Annotated in this window: 15 protein-coding genes, 1 tRNA gene and 1 pseudogene; 7 read left to right on the top strand and 10 right to left on the bottom strand. The window is 54.6% G+C overall.

The window, feature by feature from the left end; genetic code table 11:
• Window positions 1–6 precede the first annotated feature (6 nt).
• On the top strand, window positions 7–1869 hold the full coding sequence (gss, locus tag AC0TN7_RS13710; protein ID WP_061714481.1) for a bifunctional glutathionylspermidine amidase/synthase: 1863 nt from the start codon (window positions 7–9) through the stop codon (window positions 1867–1869).
• Window positions 1870–1921: 52 nt separating this feature from the next.
• On the opposite strand, the gene pgaD is transcribed toward gss, so the two are convergent.
• From pgaD to pgaA, 4 genes are read right to left on the bottom strand one after another with little or no spacing between them, the layout of a single operon-like run.
• Window positions 1922–2353 carry a poly-beta-1,6-N-acetyl-D-glucosamine biosynthesis protein PgaD gene (gene pgaD, locus AC0TN7_RS13715; protein WP_061714482.1) on the bottom strand — a complete coding sequence of 144 codons (432 nt, stop codon included), beginning with the start codon at window positions 2351–2353 and terminating at the stop codon, window positions 1922–1924.
• Window positions 2350–3681 (bottom strand): poly-beta-1,6-N-acetyl-D-glucosamine synthase, encoded by a 1332-nt coding sequence (gene pgaC / locus AC0TN7_RS13720; RefSeq protein ID WP_473702209.1) that lies wholly within the window; start codon window positions 3679–3681, stop codon window positions 2350–2352. The genes pgaD and pgaC overlap by 4 nt, the downstream gene beginning before the upstream one ends.
• Complete coding sequence (gene pgaB, locus AC0TN7_RS13725) at window positions 3674–5611, bottom strand: poly-beta-1,6-N-acetyl-D-glucosamine N-deacetylase PgaB (protein ID WP_473702210.1); 1938 nt, start codon at window positions 5609–5611, stop codon at window positions 3674–3676. Before pgaB ends, pgaC begins: the two co-directional genes overlap by 8 nt.
• 8 nt (window positions 5612–5619) lie before the next feature.
• Entirely contained in the window at window positions 5620–8058 is a 2439-nt protein-coding gene (gene pgaA, locus AC0TN7_RS13730) for a poly-beta-1,6 N-acetyl-D-glucosamine export porin PgaA (protein ID WP_473702211.1), read from the bottom strand.
• 672 nt (window positions 8059–8730) lie between these two features.
• Between pgaA and AC0TN7_RS13735 the strand changes: the two genes are divergently transcribed.
• Both AC0TN7_RS13735 and AC0TN7_RS13740 read left to right on the top strand, forming a co-directional pair.
• Window positions 8731–9258: a helix-turn-helix domain-containing protein gene (locus tag AC0TN7_RS13735; protein ID WP_048990453.1), complete on the top strand. Its 528-nt coding sequence runs from the start codon at window positions 8731–8733 to the stop codon at window positions 9256–9258.
• Between the two features lie 282 nt (window positions 9259–9540).
• Entirely contained in the window at window positions 9541–9867 is a 327-nt protein-coding gene (locus AC0TN7_RS13740) for a hypothetical protein (protein ID WP_071995311.1), read from the top strand.
• Here the strand turns inward: AC0TN7_RS13740 and AC0TN7_RS13745 are convergent.
• Window positions 9845–10663, bottom strand: coding sequence for a DUF4225 domain-containing protein (locus tag AC0TN7_RS13745; RefSeq protein ID WP_024906534.1), 819 nt, complete (start codon window positions 10661–10663; stop codon window positions 9845–9847). The two genes, AC0TN7_RS13740 and AC0TN7_RS13745, sit on opposite strands and share 23 nt — an antisense overlap.
• Before the next feature lie 321 nt (window positions 10664–10984).
• Between AC0TN7_RS13745 and AC0TN7_RS13750 the strand changes: the two are divergent.
• From AC0TN7_RS13750 to AC0TN7_RS13760, 3 genes and pseudogenes are all read left to right on the top strand, one after another.
• Window positions 10985–11185: pseudogene (locus AC0TN7_RS13750) on the top strand (hypothetical protein); the annotation flags it as partial.
• 108 nt (window positions 11186–11293) lie between these two features.
• A complete protein-coding gene (locus AC0TN7_RS13755) occupies window positions 11294–11746 on the top strand; it encodes an STM2901 family protein (RefSeq protein WP_024906536.1) in 453 nt (150 codons plus the stop codon).
• Window positions 11746–12063 carry a DUF1493 family protein gene (locus tag AC0TN7_RS13760; RefSeq protein ID WP_024906537.1) on the top strand — a complete coding sequence of 106 codons (318 nt, stop codon included), beginning with the start codon at window positions 11746–11748 and terminating at the stop codon, window positions 12061–12063. The genes AC0TN7_RS13755 and AC0TN7_RS13760 overlap by 1 nt, the downstream gene beginning before the upstream one ends.
• Window positions 12064–12087: 24 nt before the next feature.
• On the opposite strand, the gene AC0TN7_RS13765 is transcribed toward AC0TN7_RS13760, so the two are convergent.
• The 3 genes from AC0TN7_RS13765 to AC0TN7_RS13775 form a co-directional block, all read right to left on the bottom strand.
• Window positions 12088–12570 (bottom strand): Hcp family type VI secretion system effector, encoded by a 483-nt coding sequence (locus AC0TN7_RS13765; protein WP_024906538.1) that lies wholly within the window; start codon window positions 12568–12570, stop codon window positions 12088–12090.
• 272 nt (window positions 12571–12842) lie between these two features.
• Window positions 12843–12918, bottom strand: a tRNA-Phe gene (locus AC0TN7_RS13770).
• A 95-nt stretch (window positions 12919–13013) separates the two neighbouring features.
• On the bottom strand, window positions 13014–13730 hold the full coding sequence (locus tag AC0TN7_RS13775) for a DUF554 domain-containing protein (RefSeq protein ID WP_048989588.1): 717 nt from the start codon (window positions 13728–13730) through the stop codon (window positions 13014–13016).
• A gap of 181 nt (window positions 13731–13911) precedes the next feature.
• Between AC0TN7_RS13775 and AC0TN7_RS13780 the strand changes: the two genes are divergently transcribed.
• Window positions 13912–16047 carry an ornithine decarboxylase gene (locus AC0TN7_RS13780; protein WP_473702212.1) on the top strand — a complete coding sequence of 712 codons (2136 nt, stop codon included), beginning with the start codon at window positions 13912–13914 and terminating at the stop codon, window positions 16045–16047.
• 54 nt (window positions 16048–16101) lie between these two features.
• Here AC0TN7_RS13780 and AC0TN7_RS13785 read toward each other — a convergent pair whose 3' ends face one another.
• Entirely contained in the window at window positions 16102–16794 is a 693-nt protein-coding gene (locus AC0TN7_RS13785; protein ID WP_473702213.1) for a response regulator, read from the bottom strand.
• A complete protein-coding gene (locus AC0TN7_RS13790; RefSeq protein WP_061714489.1) occupies window positions 16784–18409 on the bottom strand; it encodes an ATP-binding protein in 1626 nt (541 codons plus the stop codon). Before AC0TN7_RS13790 ends, AC0TN7_RS13785 begins: the two co-directional genes overlap by 11 nt.
• Window positions 18410–18540: the final 131 nt, after the last annotated feature.

Here is an 18540-nt window from a genome sequence, read left to right on the forward strand (position 1 = left end):
GGATACATGCGTAAAGGAAAGTTAAGCAGTGATGCGCCATTCGGGACATTGTTAGGCTATGCGCCCGGTGGCGTGGCGATTTACTCTTCAAATTACGGCAGTCTGGACCCGCGCAACTACCCGCAAGACGCGGATTTTCGCAGCTATATTGGCAACGAATACATGGGCCACAAGTGGCAGTGCGTTGAGTTTGCCCGCCGTTTCCTGTTTCTCAACTATGGCTTCGTGTTTACCGACGTCGGCATGGCGTGGGAGATCTTCTCCCTGCGCTTTTTGCGTCAGGTGGTGAACGATAATATTCTGCCCCTTCAGGCTTTTGCCAATGGCTCAAAACGCGCGCCGCGCGCCGGGGCGCTGCTGATCTGGCAAAAGGGCGGCGAGTTTCACGAGACCGGCCACGTGGCGGTGATCACCCAGCTTCTGGACGATAAGGTGCGTATCGCCGAGCAGAACGTGATCCACTCTCCGCTGCCGCTCGGGCAGCAGTGGACGCGCGAGCTGCGTCTGAGCGTGGAGAACGGGTGTTATACGATCCATGACACTTTCAACGACACGGAGATCCTCGGCTGGATGATCCAGACCGACGACACGGAACACAGCATTCCCCAGCCGGAAATCGACGGCGAACTGCTGAAAATCAGCGGCGCGCGGCTGAAAAACAGGCGTCAGTTCGACGGAAAATGGCTTAACGAAAATGACGCATTGCAGCAGGCGTATATCCGCGCCAACGGCCATGTGATCAACAAAGATCCCTGCCAGTACTTCACCATTACCGAAAGCGCCGAGCAGGAGCTGATCAAGGCCACCAACGAACTGCACCTGATGTACCTGCACGCGACGGACAAGGTGCTGAAAGACGACAGCCTGCTGGCGCTTTTCGACATCCCGAAAATCCTCTGGCCGCGCCTGCGCCTCTCCTGGCAGTGGCGTCGTCACCATATGATCACCGGTCGTATGGATTTCTGCATGGATGAGCGCGGGATCAAGGTCTACGAGTACAACGCCGACTCCGCCTCCTGCCATACCGAGGGCGGGCTGATTCTCGAAGAGTGGGTGAAAAACGGCTATCGCGGCAACGGGCATAACCCGGCGGAAGGGCTGCTGGAAGAGCTGACCGGCGCCTGGAAGCACAGTCACGCGCGGCCGTTTGTCCACATCATGCAGGACAACGATGTCGAAGAGGACTATCACGCGCTCTTTATCCAGCGTTCGCTGATGCAGGCCGGGTTTGAAACCAAAATCCTGCACGGGCTGGGGGCGCTGAGCTGGGATGCCGCCGGACAGCTGATTGACGACGAAGGTCGCCACGTCAACTGCGTGTGGAAAACCTGGGCGTGGGAGACGGCGATAGAGCAGATCCGCGAGGTCAGCGAAACCGAATATGCCGCCGTGCCGATCCGGACCGGACATCCTGAAGGCGAGGTGCGCCTGATTGACGTCCTGCTGCGCCCGGAGGTGCTGGTCTTTGAACCGCTGTGGACCGTCATTCCCGGCAACAAGGCGATTCTCCCGGTACTGTGGCAGCTGTTCCCGAACCACCGTTACCTGCTCGACACCGATTTTGAGGTTAACGATCTGCTGAAGCAGACCGGCTATGCCGTCAAGCCGATTGCCGGACGCTGCGGCAGCAATATCGACCTGATTAGCGCCCAGGACGAGCTGCTGGATAAATCCAGCGGCAAGTTTGTCGACCGTAAAAACATCTACCAGCAGCTGTGGTGCCTGCCGAAGGTCGACGGCAAGTACATTCAGGTCTGCACCTTCACCGTGGGTGGGAACTACGGCGGAACCTGCCTGCGCGGCGATGACTCGCTGGTGGTGAAGAAAGAGAGTGATATCGAGCCGCTGATTGTAGTTAAAGATAAGTAGCTCTTACCCGCAGTAAAAAAGCCCCCGCAGGGCATTCTGCGGGGGCTTTTCGTTACTGTTCTTCCTCTTCCAGCCCGTTGATCTTCAGATCGATGATGCGGCCAATCTGGTCATGATAGACCGTCAGCAGGTTGTACTGGCTCATCTCGGAGATGATCTGCGGTGAGACATTAAAGCTGCGGGCCAGCTCCTCCTGGTGAAAATAGCCCGGCTGACGCCGCCTCACGTGGGCGCGGCGGCGGTTGTACTGATACCACAAAATCAGCAGCCAGCCGTTGAGCGCGGCGAACAGTAAATAGATCAACACCGTATTAAAGGACGCAATAATGACGCCCCAGCGGTGGTCGCTCTCCTCGGTGAGCTGCATCCAGAGCCGGGCATACAGGAAAAACAGAAAGCCTCCCCACGCCACCAGCGTTAACGCGGCATCGAAAACACGTGGCAATAGCCGATGTTCGGTCAAAATTAAGGTATTTTCGTTCATTGAATGCGTCCTTTTCCCCGGTCCGGACTGATCCAGCGCGCGCGGGCGCGCTGGCGTTTAAGCATGACTTTTGGAAATGCGACGAGGGTGGTGAACAGGCCAATCATCCAGTACACCATCGGGAACCAGATCACCCAGAAAAGCGAGCTGGCCACCTTCCGTTCATAGCGCCGCTCGATGTACAGGCTGACCAGGAACTGCAGGAGGCACATCACCCCCAGCAGCAGCCCGGTAAACTCCGGTGGAAAAAGGCTCTCCACGGTCAGCCTGGCAGGAACAGGGGCGATATGGCTGAGGATAAATAACAGCACCGTCATGGCGTACGCGAAGGCCCACAGCGTTGACAGGGCATACTCAAGAAACAGGGGCCACATGCGGTGATGCTCCCAGCGCACAATCCTGCGCAGGTTGACCAGAAACACCTCCGCGCCGCCCTGGGCCCAGCGCAGACGCTGTTTCCACAGACCCTTGAGCGTCTCCGGCATCAGGATCCAGCACAGCGCCCGCGGCTCGAAAAAGATATCCCAGTGGCGCAGCTGGAGCTTCCAGCTGATGTCGATGTCTTCGGTGATCATGTCCGGGCTCCAGTACCCGACGTCCGCCAGCGCCTGTCGGCGAAAGGCGGCGATGACGCCCGAGACGGTAAAGACCCGGCCATAGATCCGCTGCGTCCGCTTGATGAGCCCAATAATCGATGAGAACTCGCCCACCTGGATGCGACCAATCAGCGTGGAACGCGTGCGAATACGCGGATTGCCGGTGACCGCCCCGACGTGGGGATACTGAATCAGCGGTGCCACCAGATACGCTGCCGTATCGCGATCGAGCAGGGCGTCACCGTCAATGCAGACCAGCAGATCGCCCCGGGCCGCCGCTGCCCCGGCTTTGAGCGCCAGCGCCTTCCCCTGGTTCTCCGCGAGGTTAATCACCCGCAGGCGCGGATGTTCCTGCGCCAGAGCCTGCAATACCTCCGCCGTGTTGTCAGACGAACCGTCGTTGATGGCGATAACTTCTATATTTTCATACCGCTGATCCAGCGCGGCGCTGATGGTCTCCCGGGCATTTCGTCCCTCGTTAAAGCAGGGGATCAGAATGGAGATGAGCGGCTCACCGGCTAGCGTCGGCGCGGGCGTGTCTTTATCCCACGACCAGTGGCGTTCAAGCTGAAACCAGAAATAGAGGCCGCCGGTTATCCAGAGCACCGACATGAACAGCGGCCAGAAGAACACAAAATCCAGAATCAGCTCACCGGTAAAGAGGGCGGCCACGCCTAACGGCAACCCGAATACCAGACATAAAATAGAAAAGGCGATAATGCGATCAGTCATTGTCAGGGTACCAGTACGAAGAAAATACAGGCCTGATACGTGAGATATCAGGTTGGTTGTTGATGAAATCATCGGGGTAGTAGCCGTAGTTTTTGACGCCGTTCAGCTGGAGCACGCGCATCCACTGTGCCAGCTGGCTGTCGGAAACGGCGCGCGGCGGTTTCCGATCCCAGTCTCTGGCCTGCAGCTCGAAAATGGTTTTATCGAGCGCGGCGGGACGCGTGGCGACCGCTTTAACCAGACGCGTCAGCCAGGCATCGCTTTCGTCTACCGGGACGGACTCCATCAACGGCATGGCCATCGGCACCGTCCAGTCATACTCCGCCAGAAAATCGTCAAGATTCTGCGCGAACCACGCCTCGCTTTCGGGCTGCAGAATGGGTAAGGCGAACATGTTGCGCGCGGTTTTTATCTGCGGGCCACGGATATGCTTCACCGCCAGGCTCAGGGCGTGGGTAAACCCGATAAGCAGTTGGCTCTTCTGGCGAGTCGTGTCCTGCCCGGCATCGTCCACGTCCGTCAGCACCGCATCGTCATGGAACAAAATCCCATTGAAGCTGGCATAGCGGGACAGATCTTCATAGATGTCCGTCACCTGATGGCGCACCTGCGGGTCCCACGGGGAGAGCCGGATATAGGGCTCGGTGGCCTCGCTCAGCTGGCCTGTCTGGCGATCCCGGCGCTGCACGCGCGGCAGAGCAGGATCGAGATCGAACGAGAGCACCGGCATCCACGCGAAGACTTTCACGCCCGCGCGGGTTTGCAGCTGCCAGGAGACAAAATTAAAGAGATCGGCCCGGACCGGTAGCCGACGGTTGGGAAAATAGAGTGCCTTGATCCTGCCGTCGCCCTGCGGGTCGGCAAACGCCTGCAGGAAAACATGGCTGATTTTCATGTCGTAGACCCGCTGGATCAGCCTGTTGATATTTTGGGTCTGCTGGGCCGGATCGGGATCGTAAACGTAGTCGAGATCGACGTGCATGACGCGCACGGGCTCGCGCTCCTGAACCTGGCTTACCGTACTGGCAAACGCCTTGAGGGAGGGATTACCGGCGATCAGCAGACGAGGGATGTTCCCCAGCTCCTGCACGTTTCCCAGCCCGTCTTCAAGGGTAAAGGCCAGCTGATAACCCTGCTGTCTGGCGATCGCAAGCGACGTACCGTTAGCAGCACCGTAGGGCCAGACCCAGGCGCGCGGCGCCTTGCCCGTCACCTGCGTGATTTTTTCGGTCACTTTACGAACGTCATCGCCGATCCGCTGGTTGAACTGTTGGTCGGTTTCATAGCGGCCCGTGGCTTTATCATAAAAGCGATTGGCGATCGCCGGTTCGCGGCTGCCCTGCGGGTTGGCCGGAATGCCGTAATGCGAGGCCCAGGTATGCGATCCAATCTCAATCAGCGGGGACTGGCTGAGCTCGCGCACCATGTCCCACGTCGCGAAGCGATCGCGGGGCGTCATCAGGCCGCCGAAGTTAACTTTTTGATTTTCGGGCGTATCCACCCAGCTGCCCACCGGCGCCCACAGCGCAGGAACGTTCCACGCCTGAAGCAGCGGCCAGACGCGGGTGTAAAAGCTGCTGTAGCCGTCGTCAAAGCTGAGCAGAACGGCTTTGGGCGGCAGCGTTTTTTTCCCGTCATGCGCATCGAGAATGTCCTGCACGCTGATGACGTGATAACCGTTGTGCAGCAGCCAGCTTATCTGCTCGTTTAGCGCGCTGGTACGCACGGAGAGGTAGCGCTGATCGGCGGCATCGTCTTCGACGTCGTGGTAGGCCAGTACCAGAAACTGGTTCTGCGGCCAGGGTTTGCTCGCCTCCAGCTGTGGCCGCGCGTTGGGCGCAATAAACGAAAATGCCTGCGCGCAGACGCTCGCGCTGAGGCAGAGCCAGCCGATGAGTATCAGGCTCACGGAAAAACGTGTGTTCATCATCATCATCCTTAAAAGCGTAAAGTCGCATCAAACGTGACGGAGAGGTTGCTCTCGCGTTTGCCGTCGTAAGGGCGCTTGTCCCAGTTCAGCATCACGCCGGTGTCCATGACGTTGTTCCACTGAACGCGTTGTCCGTAACCCAGCAGGGTGATGGCGCCAGCGGACTGATTTTTCTGCCAGTAGCCGCCGCCACCCGCCACGAACTGCTGGCTCCAGAGGGTGTCGTAATGGCGATACATTTCATGGTCGACGGACAGGGCGGCCGTCACGGACAGGTCCCGCGCCGGGTTGTAATAGAGCGTGTCGTGCAGGCTGTTTTTACTGGCGGCGATCCCTGGTTCGAGATCCAGCGTCAGGGACGGGGTCTGCCAGAGACGCTCCTTACCCGTGAGGGTGTATTCCTGTCGGCGGTTATGGTCCGAAAAGCGGCTGAGGGCGGCGCTGAACTGGTACTCACGGCGCTCGTTTTGATACCAGCGCACCCCGCCTTCCCCCCGGTTGGCGCTGATCCCGTTGCGTAACGCCCGCAGGGGCGTAGTGCGCGACAGGCGTTCAAGGCTGCCGCTGACCTGCCAGTTATCCGTCAGAACGTACGAGGTTGAGAGGCGAGCGCCCGGCTTGTTTTCCCCGTGATAGCGGTTGCTGGAGAGCTCGGCTTCGAGCTGGAGGTCGCGTGGTCGCCATTCGACGCCGCCCAACAGGTGACGGCTGGTGCCTTTGCCTTCTTCGAAATTACTCTGCGCATAGCGGGTGCCGGCAAATAGCCGCCAGTTATCCGCTACGGGCGGGCCATAGAGCGTGGCGTCCCAGTTGAGGTCGTGCGTCCCGCTGACGGGGTTATCGGAGTGCAAGCCCTTGCTCGCGTTGAGGCGCAGTTCGGACATATGGTGGACGGTGCGTAGCCTGTCCAGACGCCTGGCGCTGCGATCGACGGGCGTGCGGGTGATGACGTCGTCGGCCAGTAAATCCATCTGCCGCCACTCCTGCAGATCCATGGCGACGTAAGCCTGCTGCTGCTCAAGTTCCAGATTCGAGGGCTCCAGCGCCTCGGCCATTTTCAGCGTTTGCTCGGCCGCGCGCGGCAGACCCCGCGCCTGAAGCAGCGTGGCGTAGTCAATCTGTAAGCCCTGATTGCCCGGCGCCGTTGTCGCCAGATGGTGCGCCAGCTTTTCGGCTTCCGGCAGGGCATTCGTCGCCAGCAAATAGTTAAAACGGAGCGACTGCCCGGTAAGCCACAGATCGTTAGGCTGAGGGGTAGGTGAGCCGAAATCGTAACGGGTCCAGGGGACGTTGCGGGTCTGGCGCTCTGCATACCGGCGGGCGGACGGATACTCTCCCGTATCCAGCCAGGCGTAGAAAAGCGCGTGCTCCTCGTCCTGCGGGTCGGAAGCGTATTGCGGATAGCGTTGCAGAAGCGAGAAGGCGGCAGCCGCGTTTTTCTCCTGCAGGTACGCGGAGATCACCCAGCCGATTGCCCAGCCCGGCACCGGATGCTGGGCTGCCGTCAGATCCTGATATTCGCTGATGACCCGCGGGTAATCACCATGGGCGTACAGCGCGCCGAGCCGGTCGATACGCGCAAGGATGATGTCTTCCGCCGCCTGCGGCTCGCGTTGCCAGCGAGCAAGCAGCGCGCCGTAACGATTCAGCGCAGATTGCGCAAGCTGCAGGCGCTCCTTTTCTGTTCGGCCAGGCACATCGGCAAGGCGAACGCTTTCGGCTGCGGCATTCAGCTCAAGGCGACGACGCTCCGCGGGGGACAGCGCCACCTTTTGTGAAAGAAGGAGCGCGGGGGTATTGACCCGGTTATCCGTTAGCGCATCGATCAGCTCCCTGAGGAGCGTTTTATTCTCAGGTGAGATATTCAGCGCGCGCGTGTCTGCTAATAGCCGATCCCAGCTTTTTCCCTGGCGTAACCAGACATACGCCAGCGTCTGAAGATGCGCCTGAGAGGGATTTTCCGCCACCAGCCGCCGGGCTTCCTGCAGGGCAAGCGTATCTTTGCGGGCATCGGCCAGGGTTTTGATATAGCCGATACGATAATCATCGTTATCCGGCGCAAGGCTGCGCGCCTTTTCCCAGAGCGCCAGGGCGGGCTGCCACGCCTTTTGATTTCGCCTGGATTGCGCGACAGCCGCAACGCCACGGGCGGGCAGCGGCATATAAATGCTGTAGCGCTGCCAGACCTGAATAACCTCGTCATCATGACCTGCCCAGGCCGCCACCTGTAACCAGTCCGCGACGTGTTCAGGCGTCAGGGCATGCTGCTGCTGATAACGCTGAAGATAATCGAGAAACGACGTGTAATTACCGTTACGCGCCTGTTGAATCTGTTGCTCATAAACGGATTCCGTAGCCTGAACCAGAACAGGAAAGAGTAATAACAGAAACAATAATGTTGGGGTGCGATAAAAGAATAATGTACTGAAGCTAAGTGATCTTTCCATATCTATTTGCCATTTGTTTATCATGAATCCATTGCATAACACGGCCGCCTTTAAGCTCAGCGTAAAAGGCCATAAATGAGAACATTAAATCTGAATGCAGTGATGTTACGGGGTACTTACTTAAAGGTAATTATGGATCCTCATCTCAGTAGACTGGATGGGAGGTAATGTACACCTGATATGTTGCCGGATAAATATGCTGAAAAGCGGCTGAGTAGTTTTGAGATAATTCTGGAATGAGCAGGTTTTAATGATTATTTTGAATTGGAGGGTTAATCGTAACTGACTGAAATAAAATGATTTTATTTTTATTGTGACAATTTTGTATATATTTTTAATGACGTTTATCCGCCTCAATTAAAGTACTTTCTGGTGCATGTTTGGGAAGTTTCATGACAAAAATTCTTAATGTTTAGAGAAGTGACTTTTCTGCGATTGTTTTTTATTTATAATTAATGGCAGACATTGAATGATAGTCTACAGGAAGTCTTACTCATCAATGTCTGTATTGAGGGATGTCCAAAGCCAGAATACATTTATCGTTAATATAACAGCGCTATAAAACGAAGGCGGCCTTCTTTCTGAAGGATCGTTCTTGCTTTAATCTAAAAGGGATGGTTAGTGGCAACTTCAATAGTGTTAGTGACTCAGGATCGCTACCTTGTCAGAGGAATGCGGATATTTTTTCCGGATATTATCCTGCTCGACTCGATTGACAGAAACATATTTGATAACGGTGCAGATGAATATTCTGTATTGATTGATAGTCGTTGTCCGCTCCGTTTATATGATTACCTGATACGCCATCCGGCCAGAACGAAAAAAACAATCTGCTGCGTTATGCTTGATATGCGTCACCGCGAGGAGAATCTGCTCAGTATGAAGCTGTTTATGAACACGTCGCTCACTGCGCCGGATATGGCCTCGCTGTTTAATCTGGTGCTCAATATGAAAGGCAGGCGCCTGACCACGAAGTGGCTGCTGAATTTACGGCTTAGCACGCACGAAGCGATCATGCTGCGCTTGCTGAGGGCAGGGATGTCGATGGAAGCTATTGCCGATGAGCTGAATACGTCGGTGAAAAGCCTCTACCGCAAACGCACGGCGCTCTCGGAACGCCTGGGGGCGGAGAACTTTAATGAGGCGTGTTTGTTTATTTTTAAAAACAAACTGCTGGACGCAGGTGGGAACGATCCCTAGGGTGAGGATAGATTAAAAGCAAAATTGCGGGCGGTATTCTGAGCTTTGAGAATGCTGGATGAGGACAACTTCCTGGCCTTGGGTTTGGATTTACTCTGGCAAAACGACACAAGGACGTTGTCATGGACACGATTGAAGAGTCTGGTCACCGCTACTGTGTAGCATATCTTCAAATATTTGATTTAAATAAAAATTTTACAAATATCGTCAAGGAGCGATTTATCCGTCAAATTAAGTTAAACTTCGTCACAGGTTTCAGTGAGTTATGGGACGGATGGCAGAATGACGAGCGAAGAAGCACTTTTAAAATCAGGTTTTAGTAAACGAGATCTTCAAAAGCTAAAAAACAATATCGAGAATTACGGTGGTTCGTTTGATAGCGTAACTCATGATCTGGCCAATCGTTTTAAGGCAATGAAGTGGATAACTATTATTGCCTTTATCATACTGGCTTTAACTCTTTTACTTGCATCCAGGGATACAAGTCTGACACTTGCGCTCACGTTATTGATTGTACTCCCTTTTATCTGGTATATAACGCCAGCAAAACTTGGCTACAAATCCTGGCGTTATCGTAAAATGCTGACTAATTCTGGGACGGGTCGCTGACGGACAACAGATCAAAAATAATCTTAGCTTTGACCCCATAACCAGCAATTTTCATTGTAAGCTGCGGGCGGCTCAGTGTGCTCACCTTTCGGTAATAGTCTGTGGGCATATAACGAAACAGTCGCCAGGTACCTGGTCGCCGCAACAAGCCAAAAATGGTATAAGCGTTAGCGGCCAGTGAAATTGATTTGTAGACACCTAACCCGTTCTCACGACTAAAGCCCATAAACTCAGCTGTAGACATCGCGGCATCCGCGACCAGCCCTTCACTGGTAGTGTTGTTCGTTGCGTAGCGAGCCACTTCTTTACTGATGCTGTTTGCCCCGTCAGTAACCAGAACCGCACCAGCAAGGACCCCGAGAGGGGTCATAGTGCCAATAAGGGTAAATCCTGCGGCTATTTCAGCACCGGCCAGGACAACACTAACTGCCGAGATCACATACCCAACAATTTTGTTATTCTCTCGGATGAACTCGACTTTAGCGTAAAGCTTCGCTGCCTTAGTTCGTAATAAACGAGCTTGTTCCAGAAGGTTATAGTTTTCTTCTCTAAGTTTTTTAACGCATTCCATGCATTCTTCATCTGATTTAGCACGACGAGCTAACGTAAACTGTTGTTCTATGAGGTCCCGAATTTCCTGAATAAACTTCATTCGAGTCAGACCATCGCTGAGATGAAAAGCCGACAGAGTGTTGGCTGTATTTACCAGTTTTCTGGCTTCCATATTCACCATCGTTTCCGCCCAGGCTTTATTTCTTCCACCTGATTGCATCATGTTAAGCAATGCTGCATCCATTGTAATTCCTCTCAATTGCTTTACCGGCATCTGTTTAGACTGATAAACGGCTCCCTCTGACAGCCATGCGTGCCAACGCATGGACAATATAGTAGCAATGTAGTTACGGGGTCTGAAGCAGAAGTCGCTTTTTACAGCTTCGCTCCTCGGCCTGATTTGTTGCTGGTGCTCACATATGTTGTGCCACTCCTGCTCCAGTGAATAGCTGCCCTACATATCTGAAAGCAATCTTTGCAGTTTCGATAAAGCCGGATGACGGGGAGAGCCCCTATCCTGTTGAGTAATTTACTCATTTCGCTGAGTGGTTGGCGGGGTCAGTCCATGTTGAGGGCAGGGATGTTAATGGAGGAGGTTGCAGGCGAGCTGAATACGTCGGTGAAAAGTCTCTATCGTAAACGGACGGCGCTCTCGGAACGGCTGGGGGCGGAGAATTTTAATGAGGCGTGTTTGTTTATCTTCAAAAACAAACTGCTGGGCGCAGGTAGGAACGATCCCTGGGTTGGGGAGAGACCAAAAGCATAAAACTGTCTTGCGGGCGCTATTCTGAGTTTTAAGAAAAATGGACGGTGACAGCATCCTTGTTTCAGATATGGATTTACTCTGGCTCAAAACGAGAGAAAGGACGCTGTAATGGACACGGTTGAAGAGTCTGGTGGAACATATTTCTATCACGGTAATGCTAACGTAACAGCGCAGGAGCTATTTTTGCTCATATTTGCTGAAGGTCTTGCAAATCATATAGGGGTGACGGTTGAGACTGCTGCAACCATTTTGGCTGGGCAACCCCTTCTGCCTAAGCGAAAGGTCCTGGGTGCATCCGGATCACGGACAAGTATTGCCTCGAAAGTGGCGCGGCGTATTTTAAAGGGAGCACGTTTCCCCGATGGCATAAGGGTCGAAACCACCATTGGTATGGGTAAGACACGTCTAACAAACAAGGTCGGGGCAGCAGTAGGGCGGGCGGTTCCGTATGTTGGCTATACTCAGGCGGTGATTATTTTTATTACGGTTGCCAGAGAAACGAGAAGCAAGTACAACCTCATCGCGCGACCTAAAGATCGTATTGCCTGGACATACTTCTGATGTTGCTTCCTGATGAGCAAGAATTACTAGATTACATCACTGAGAATTATAGTGACCGTAAAACTCCGGCAAGGAAAGAATGGACCTTCCAGGAGCATTTCAATCTCGTACCAGAAGATCTTGAGGACATGCTGCTTGACCTTTTCACCCGGTATGGAATTGAATATAGCAACTTTGTGATGGACCATTATTTTGAACCGGAGCTGTATTGGTTTCAGTTTCGGCTCAGAAAAAAATTCCGCGATCGGCAGTACAAGCCGCTAAATCTCGAAATGATTATTGAGTCGGCAAAAGCGGGGCGCTGGCTATATGACTAAGGGGCTGAAAGCCCCTTATGATGTTTACGCCGATTGACGCTCGTTCCATGCATCACTAAAGATGATGATCCCATCGTTATGCTTCCAGGTGATTTTCTCGTACCTGAGTTCGATGGTTTCCATATGGTTTTCGTTAGGGTTATCGCCTGAAGCCATCGCAGGGGAAATCGACACTATCCTGACGTCTTCAAGCAACATGTTGAAATACTCTTCTTCCATGCCAGAGTAATTTATCCGATACCACTTTATCTCAGCTGATGACAGGTTTTGACCTGTCGCAACGGCTTTGTAGAGGTACGGGCTTGAACAATCGAATTCCTTAATGATCAACATAGGTGAGTGCATTCGCGTACCGGTTATTTTACCGGTTGCGTTATCTGTTGGGATAACAAGGTTATGATGAAAACCTTTCACTTCAATGCTGCATTCTCTGTGTTGAACATCAACTCCGCCTTTAATCAACGCGCCACCATCGTCCTTCAGCCATAGATAAGCCGCTATAGCCATTCGAATATTCCTTCCTTTTTGCGTGTGGATCTCCGTCCTGCTTTCGCAGACCATTCGGGCAAGCGTATACGCGTAGCTGGTATAGAAGTTCAAAACAGATCATGTTTACGGCCTGTCTTTGTTTTTTTAAGACAATGACTTGTTATTTTTTAATCAAAAATTAAAAGGAAGTCTGACGCTGGAAGCGTAATACTATGTCAGTGATTGGCTGTATGAGCTGCTGGACTAGCGCAAAAGCAAAAACCCGCCACGAGGGCGGGTTCTTTAAATAGTGGTGCCCGGACTCGGAATCGAACCAAGGACACGGGGATTTTCAATCCCCTGCTCTACCGACTGAGCTATCCGGGCAACGGGGCGCATTAAACCCGATCTGCCCGGTGGCGTCAACGAAAAATGTTGTTTTCGTTACAGACTGCGCAATCTCTCACCATTTCGCCGCATCCTTAAGCGAAAAAGTGCGTCCAGAGTGCGGAGAGCGGCATGGCGAGCAGCAGTGCGGGCAGCATGTTCACCACGGCAAACATCTTAATCCCACAGATACGCAGCCCGGTAGCCAGCAGCAGCAGGCCGCCGACGGCGGTAAAGTCTGCCATCATCGCTGGCGTGGTGAGCGGAAGAATCAACGTGGCGCAGGTAGCCAGTGCCAGCTGGATCAGCAGCATCGGGACGCAAATCGCCGCCACGGCGACGCCAAGAGTAGTGGCGAAAATGGTGGCGGTGAAGAAATCAAGAAACGCCTTCGCAATCAATATGCTCGGGTCGCCCGTCATCCCTTCCTGCATCGAACCGAAAATCCCGGTGCCGCTGGCGCAAAACAGAATGATGATAGCGACATAGTTTTGAATAAACGACTCATGCGTACCGTGTTTCGCCTTGCCGCCGGGTCGGGCAATCAGGTTTTTGGCTTTACTCACCGCGCCGTTAATGCCTTTTTCCAGATAGCAGAACTCGCCAATCAGCGCGCCGAGCAGGGTGGCCAGCACCATCACCGGCAGGTTGGCGCATTTGATGACTAAAAGAATACCGATCCCTAACGATGCCAGGCCGAATATCGAGGGCATGGAGGTGCGAATCCGCTCCGGCAACCGCTGGCTCAGCACGGCGCCGAGTACGCCGCCCAGCAATACGGCTCCTGCGTTGATAAATGGCCCGATAACCAAAGTTAACTCCTGTTATTTAATCATTGATATTGCATTATTATGGCACGTCAGGCCTGCGCGAGCCTTAGCTTTGGGTGGTTTCGTGCATACTGATTCCTTCTTGCACCTCAAAATAAAAGGTGACATTATTGCGCGAATTTTCTCCTCCCTGTCTCACCGCTCGGTGAGGGTAACTGCGCCTATGAAAACCATGAAAATTGCCGTCAGCCGCGAGCTGGCCTCCACTGTGTCTACGCACCGCGAAAAGGTGATGCTGGACAGCACTGATTTTACCGATGTGGCGGCCGTCGTCATCACAACAGCTGAAAGTCGCAGCGGCATTCTTGCACTGCTGAAACGTACGGGCTTTCAGCTACCGGTGTTTATTTTCTCGCAGGAGGCAACGGACGTACCTGACGGTGCCACCGCGGTCATCTCGGGTAAAGCTCAGGAGTTTCTGGAACTGGAGACCGCTGCCAGCCGTTACGAAGAGAACCTGCTGCCGCCGTTTTTCGACACCCTGAGCCAGTATGTGGAGATGGGCAACAGCACTTTCGCCTGCCCGGGACACCAGCACGGTGCCTTTTTCAAAAAACACCCGGCAGGGCGGCAGTTCTATGATTTCTTCGGTGAGAACGTGTTTCGCGCCGACATGTGCAATGCCGACGTGAAGTTGGGCGATCTGCTGATCCACGAAGGGTCCGCCAAGCATGCGCAAAAGTTCGCGGCGAAAGTGTTCAACGCGGATAAAACCTACTTCGTGCTGAACGGAACGTCGGCGGCCAACAAGGTAGTGACCAACGCGCTGCTCACCCGCGGCGACCTGGTGCTGTTCGACCGCAACAACCATAAATCTAACCACCACGGGGCGCTGATCCAGGCGGGTGCCACGCCGGTTTATCTGGAGGCTGCACGTAACCCGTTTGGCTTTATTGGCGGGATTGACGAGCACTGCTTTGACGACGTGTATCTGCGGGACCTGATCCGCGAGGCGGCGCCGGAGAAAGCCGACGAGGCGCGTCCGTTCCGCCTGGCGATCATTCAGCTCGGCACCTACGATGGGACGATCTACAACGCCCGTCAGGTGATCGACAAGATCGGCCATCTGTGCGACTACATCCTCTTTGACTCCGCCTGGGTGGGCTACGAGCAATTTATTCCGATGATGGCGGCAACGTCCCCGCTGTTGCTGGAGCTGAACGAGAACGATCCGGGAATTTTCGTGACCCAGTCGGTGCACAAACAGCAGGCCGGGTTCTCACAAACGTCGCAGATCCATAAAAAGGATAACCACATCCGCGGTCAGGCGCGTTTCTGCCCGCACAAGCGGCTGAACAACGCCTTTATGCTGCATGCCTCCACCAGCCCGTTTTACCCGCTGTTCGCGGCGCTGGATGTGAATGCCAAGATCCACGAAGGGGAAAGCGGGCGCAGGCTGTGGGCCGAGTGCGTTGAGCTGGGGATTGAGGCGCGTAAGGCAATCATTGCCAACTGTCATATGATCAAACCGTTTATCCCACCGGTGGTGGCGGGGCGCCCGTGGCAGGATCATCCGACGCACGCCATTGCCAGCGAGCTGCGCTTCTTCAGCTTTGAGCCGGGGGCCAAATGGCACGGGTTTGAGGGCTATGCTCACGAGCAGTACTTTGTCGACCCGTGCAAGCTGCTGCTGACCACGCCGGGTATCGATGCCGAAACCGGGGAGTACACCGATTTCGGGATCCCGGCGACGATTCTGGCGCACTACCTGCGCGAAAACGGCATCGTGCCGGAGAAATGCGACCTCAACTCGATCCTGTTCCTGCTGACGCCTGCCGAAAGCAGCGAGAAGCTGGCGCAGCTGGTGGCGATGCTGGGCCAGTTTGAACAGCATATTGAAGACGACACGCCGCTGGCGGACGTGCTGCCGACGATCTTCCAGAAATACCCGGTGCGCTACCGGGATTACACCCTTCGCCAGCTGTGCCAGGAGATGCACGATCTCTACGTCAGCTTTGACGTCAAGGATCTGCAGAAGGCGATGTTCCGCAAGGAGAGCCTGCCGGAGGTGGTGATGAACCCGCAGGATGCCAATCAGGTGTATATTCGCGGAGAGGTGGAGCTGGTTCGCATACGGGATGCCGAAGGGCGAATTGCGGCCGAAGGAGCGCTGCCCTATCCGCCGGGCGTGCTGTGCGTGGTGCCGGGTGAAGTCTGGGGCGGGGCGGTACAGCGTTACTTCCTGGCGCTGGAGGAGGGGATCAACCTGCTGCCGGGCTTCTCGCCGGAGCTGCAGGGGGTTTACAGCGAGAAGGATGCTGACGGGATCAAGCGGCTGTATGGGTATGTGTTGAGATAGTGCGGGCTGCAGCCCTCACCCTAACCCTCTCCCACAGGGAGAGGGAACCTTTCATCAAATCGCGCTACGCTTGTACATCCTCCTCGGATGCCCAATCTTGCCGTACAGCATCTCCACCGTCAGAAAACCCGCCTCCACGCAGTGTTCCAGATAGCGCCGGGTGGTGGTTTTGCTTAATCCCGTTTCGCTCACCACTTCATCCACGGTAAAGCAGTGCGTTGCCTTGTCGTTAAACAGCGACTGCACCCGCGCCAGCGTATTTTCCTCAATACCCTTGCTGCCGTTGTCCTGGCGGTAGTTTTTCGCCTGTAGCTGATACAGCGAATCGACGTTCTGCTGGTCGACAATCTTCCAGACCCGCTGCTGTTCGGCAAACTGCACAAACCGCTCCAGCGACTGGCTGAGCCGTTTCCAGGAGACGGGTTTGAGGATGTAGTCGAATGCGCCGTTGCGGATCGCCTGGCTGCAGGTATCCATATCGCTGGCGGCGGTTATAAAAATCACCGAGCAGTTGGCGCGGGCCAGCATGGGGTTATTGATCAGCGAGATCCCTTTGCCGTCCGGCAGATAGTTATCCAGCAGCACCAGCTGCGGCTGTTTGTTTGCAAGTACTGCCTGAGCCGCAGCCAGCGACGAGGCAATGCCCACCAGCCTCAGTCGCGGATGTTTGCTTATCAGCTCCGCGTGCAGTTGCGCCAGCTCGTTCTCGTCTTCAACAATCAGTACGTCGATAAGTTCATGTTGCATAATCGGTGTCTTCCAGTTGCCGGGCGGTTCCCGTGGCCGGGATAAACAAGGAGAAAATGGCGCCGCGCGGGGTATTATCGGCAACTTCTATCGCGCCGCCAGCCTGTGTGACATAGCTTTCGATCAGATACAGGCCAATCCCATGATCGCCGCGTGTTTTGGTGGTGATGCCGCGTTCAAAGATCCGGTCACGGATCTCCGGTGTAATGCCAACGCCCTGGTCGGCCACTTCAATAATCAGCTCCTGTTCGCTGAGTTTTATCAGCACTTCTACCGGCGCATGGGGAAGCGGCGATCGCTGTGTCGCTTCGATGGCGTTATCCAGCAGGTTGCCAATAATCGAAATCAGCTCTTGCTCCCCTAACGGCAGGAACGGCCTGTCCAGCCGACATGCCGGGTCGAAACTCAGTTCGACGCCTTTCTCCCGCGCGCGGGCGGCTTTCCCCAGCAGCAGGCCGCACAGGGTCGGGGAGCTGAAGCGCGAAGAGATAAAGTCCAGCAGCTCCTGGGCATGCTCCGACTGCGCCTGAATGTAGCCAATGGCTTCCTCATAGCGGCCCATATGCAGCAGGCCGGAGAGCGTGGTCATTCGGTTTAACTGCTCATGGCGCATAATACGCAGGTTATCGACATAGCGTTTTACCTGGCTGAGCTGGGCGCTCAGCGAGTCGATTTCGTTGCGATCGCGGAAGGTGATCACCCACCCCTGCAGCGACCCCTCAAGCATGATGTGCACCCGGCTGGCAATTACCGTGAGATCGTTAAAACGGCAAATCTCGTCATGGGTATCTTTCGCCAGCATCGTCTGCGTGTCGAAGAACGGGACCGGATCGATAACCTGGCTTATCAGCTGCCCGCGCAGCTCACGGGCCGGCTGGCTCAGACCCAGCAGCTTGCGCGCCGCCTGGTTGATCACCTCAATCCGCCGCCGATCGTCAATGGCAATCACCCCTTCATAAATAGACTCCATTAGCGCCTTCTGCTGGCGCACCAGCAGCCCGATTTCTCGCGGCTCAAGAGAGAAGATCTGCTTCTTGATGCTGCGGGTAAAGAACCAGGAGAAGATAAAGAGAGCGATCAGCAGCAGCACGGCGGCAATCAGGATATTGACCACCTTACTGACGGTAATGGTGTCCAGGTAGCTGGTGAGATAGCCGACCGAAACAATGCCGACCACCTGTCCGGCAGCGTTGAAGATGGGGGCCTTACTGCGCAGCGAAATACCCAACCCGCCTTTGCGAATGGTGGTGGTGCTTTTACCCTGCAATACGGCTTCGTTGTCTCCGCCAACCAGGGTTGTGCCCACTCTGTCGGCAAAGACGGAGTGAAAAAGATGCTGACCCTTATTATCACCAATCACAATAAAGCTGGCGTCACTGTGCGCAGAAATCTTCTGCATAAAATCATGGATGGCGCTGATATTTTTTTGTTCAACTTCATTACGCAATGTCGGAATAAGCGCAATTTCTTCAGCCTGTATTTTGGCTCGCGTACTCATTTCCTGATATAGCTGTTTTCCGACGTCGGCATAATAATATCCGCCCAGTAACGCAAAAAGTACTGAGAAAAAGGCAACCAGCGAAATAAACAACTTGATCTGGAAAGAGACTTTCATAACTATCACGCAAGGTAGCAGCAAAGATCGCCAATATATCATCTTTTTTCACGCGGACGCCCGCTTTGCCGAAAACTTGTGATCCCTTGCACAGCGGGCGCTGTAAAAGCGTTATCCTAAAGTCTGCCGTG

Source organism: Enterobacter sp. PL_is511, from assembly GCF_055816065.1.

Coding starts and splice junctions, on each gene's coding strand:
- AC0TN7_RS13760 (WP_024906537.1), top strand. CDS start 11,746: ATGTTGCTTCCTGATGAGCAAGAATTACTAGATTACATCACTGAGAAT.
- pgaB (WP_473702210.1), bottom strand. CDS start 5,611: ATGATGAACACACGTTTTTCCGTGAGCCTGATACTCATCGGCTGGCTC.
- AC0TN7_RS13735 (WP_048990453.1), top strand. CDS start 8,731: ATGCGGATATTTTTTCCGGATATTATCCTGCTCGACTCGATTGACAGA.
- AC0TN7_RS13765 (WP_024906538.1), bottom strand. CDS start 12,570: ATGGCTATAGCGGCTTATCTATGGCTGAAGGACGATGGTGGCGCGTTG.
- AC0TN7_RS13790 (WP_061714489.1), bottom strand. CDS start 18,409: ATGAAAGTCTCTTTCCAGATCAAGTTGTTTATTTCGCTGGTTGCCTTT.
- pgaD (WP_061714482.1), bottom strand. CDS start 2,353: ATGAACGAAAATACCTTAATTTTGACCGAACATCGGCTATTGCCACGT.
- AC0TN7_RS13755 (WP_024906536.1), top strand. CDS start 11,294: ATGGACACGGTTGAAGAGTCTGGTGGAACATATTTCTATCACGGTAAT.
- pgaA (WP_473702211.1), bottom strand. CDS start 8,058: ATGGAAAGATCACTTAGCTTCAGTACATTATTCTTTTATCGCACCCCA.
- AC0TN7_RS13785 (WP_473702213.1), bottom strand. CDS start 16,794: ATGCAACATGAACTTATCGACGTACTGATTGTTGAAGACGAGAACGAG.
- gss (WP_061714481.1), top strand. CDS start 7: ATGCGTAAAGGAAAGTTAAGCAGTGATGCGCCATTCGGGACATTGTTA.
- AC0TN7_RS13740 (WP_071995311.1), top strand. CDS start 9,541: ATGACGAGCGAAGAAGCACTTTTAAAATCAGGTTTTAGTAAACGAGAT.
- AC0TN7_RS13780 (WP_473702212.1), top strand. CDS start 13,912: ATGAAAACCATGAAAATTGCCGTCAGCCGCGAGCTGGCCTCCACTGTG.
- AC0TN7_RS13745 (WP_024906534.1), bottom strand. CDS start 10,663: ATGGATGCAGCATTGCTTAACATGATGCAATCAGGTGGAAGAAATAAA.
- pgaC (WP_473702209.1), bottom strand. CDS start 3,681: ATGACTGATCGCATTATCGCCTTTTCTATTTTATGTCTGGTATTCGGG.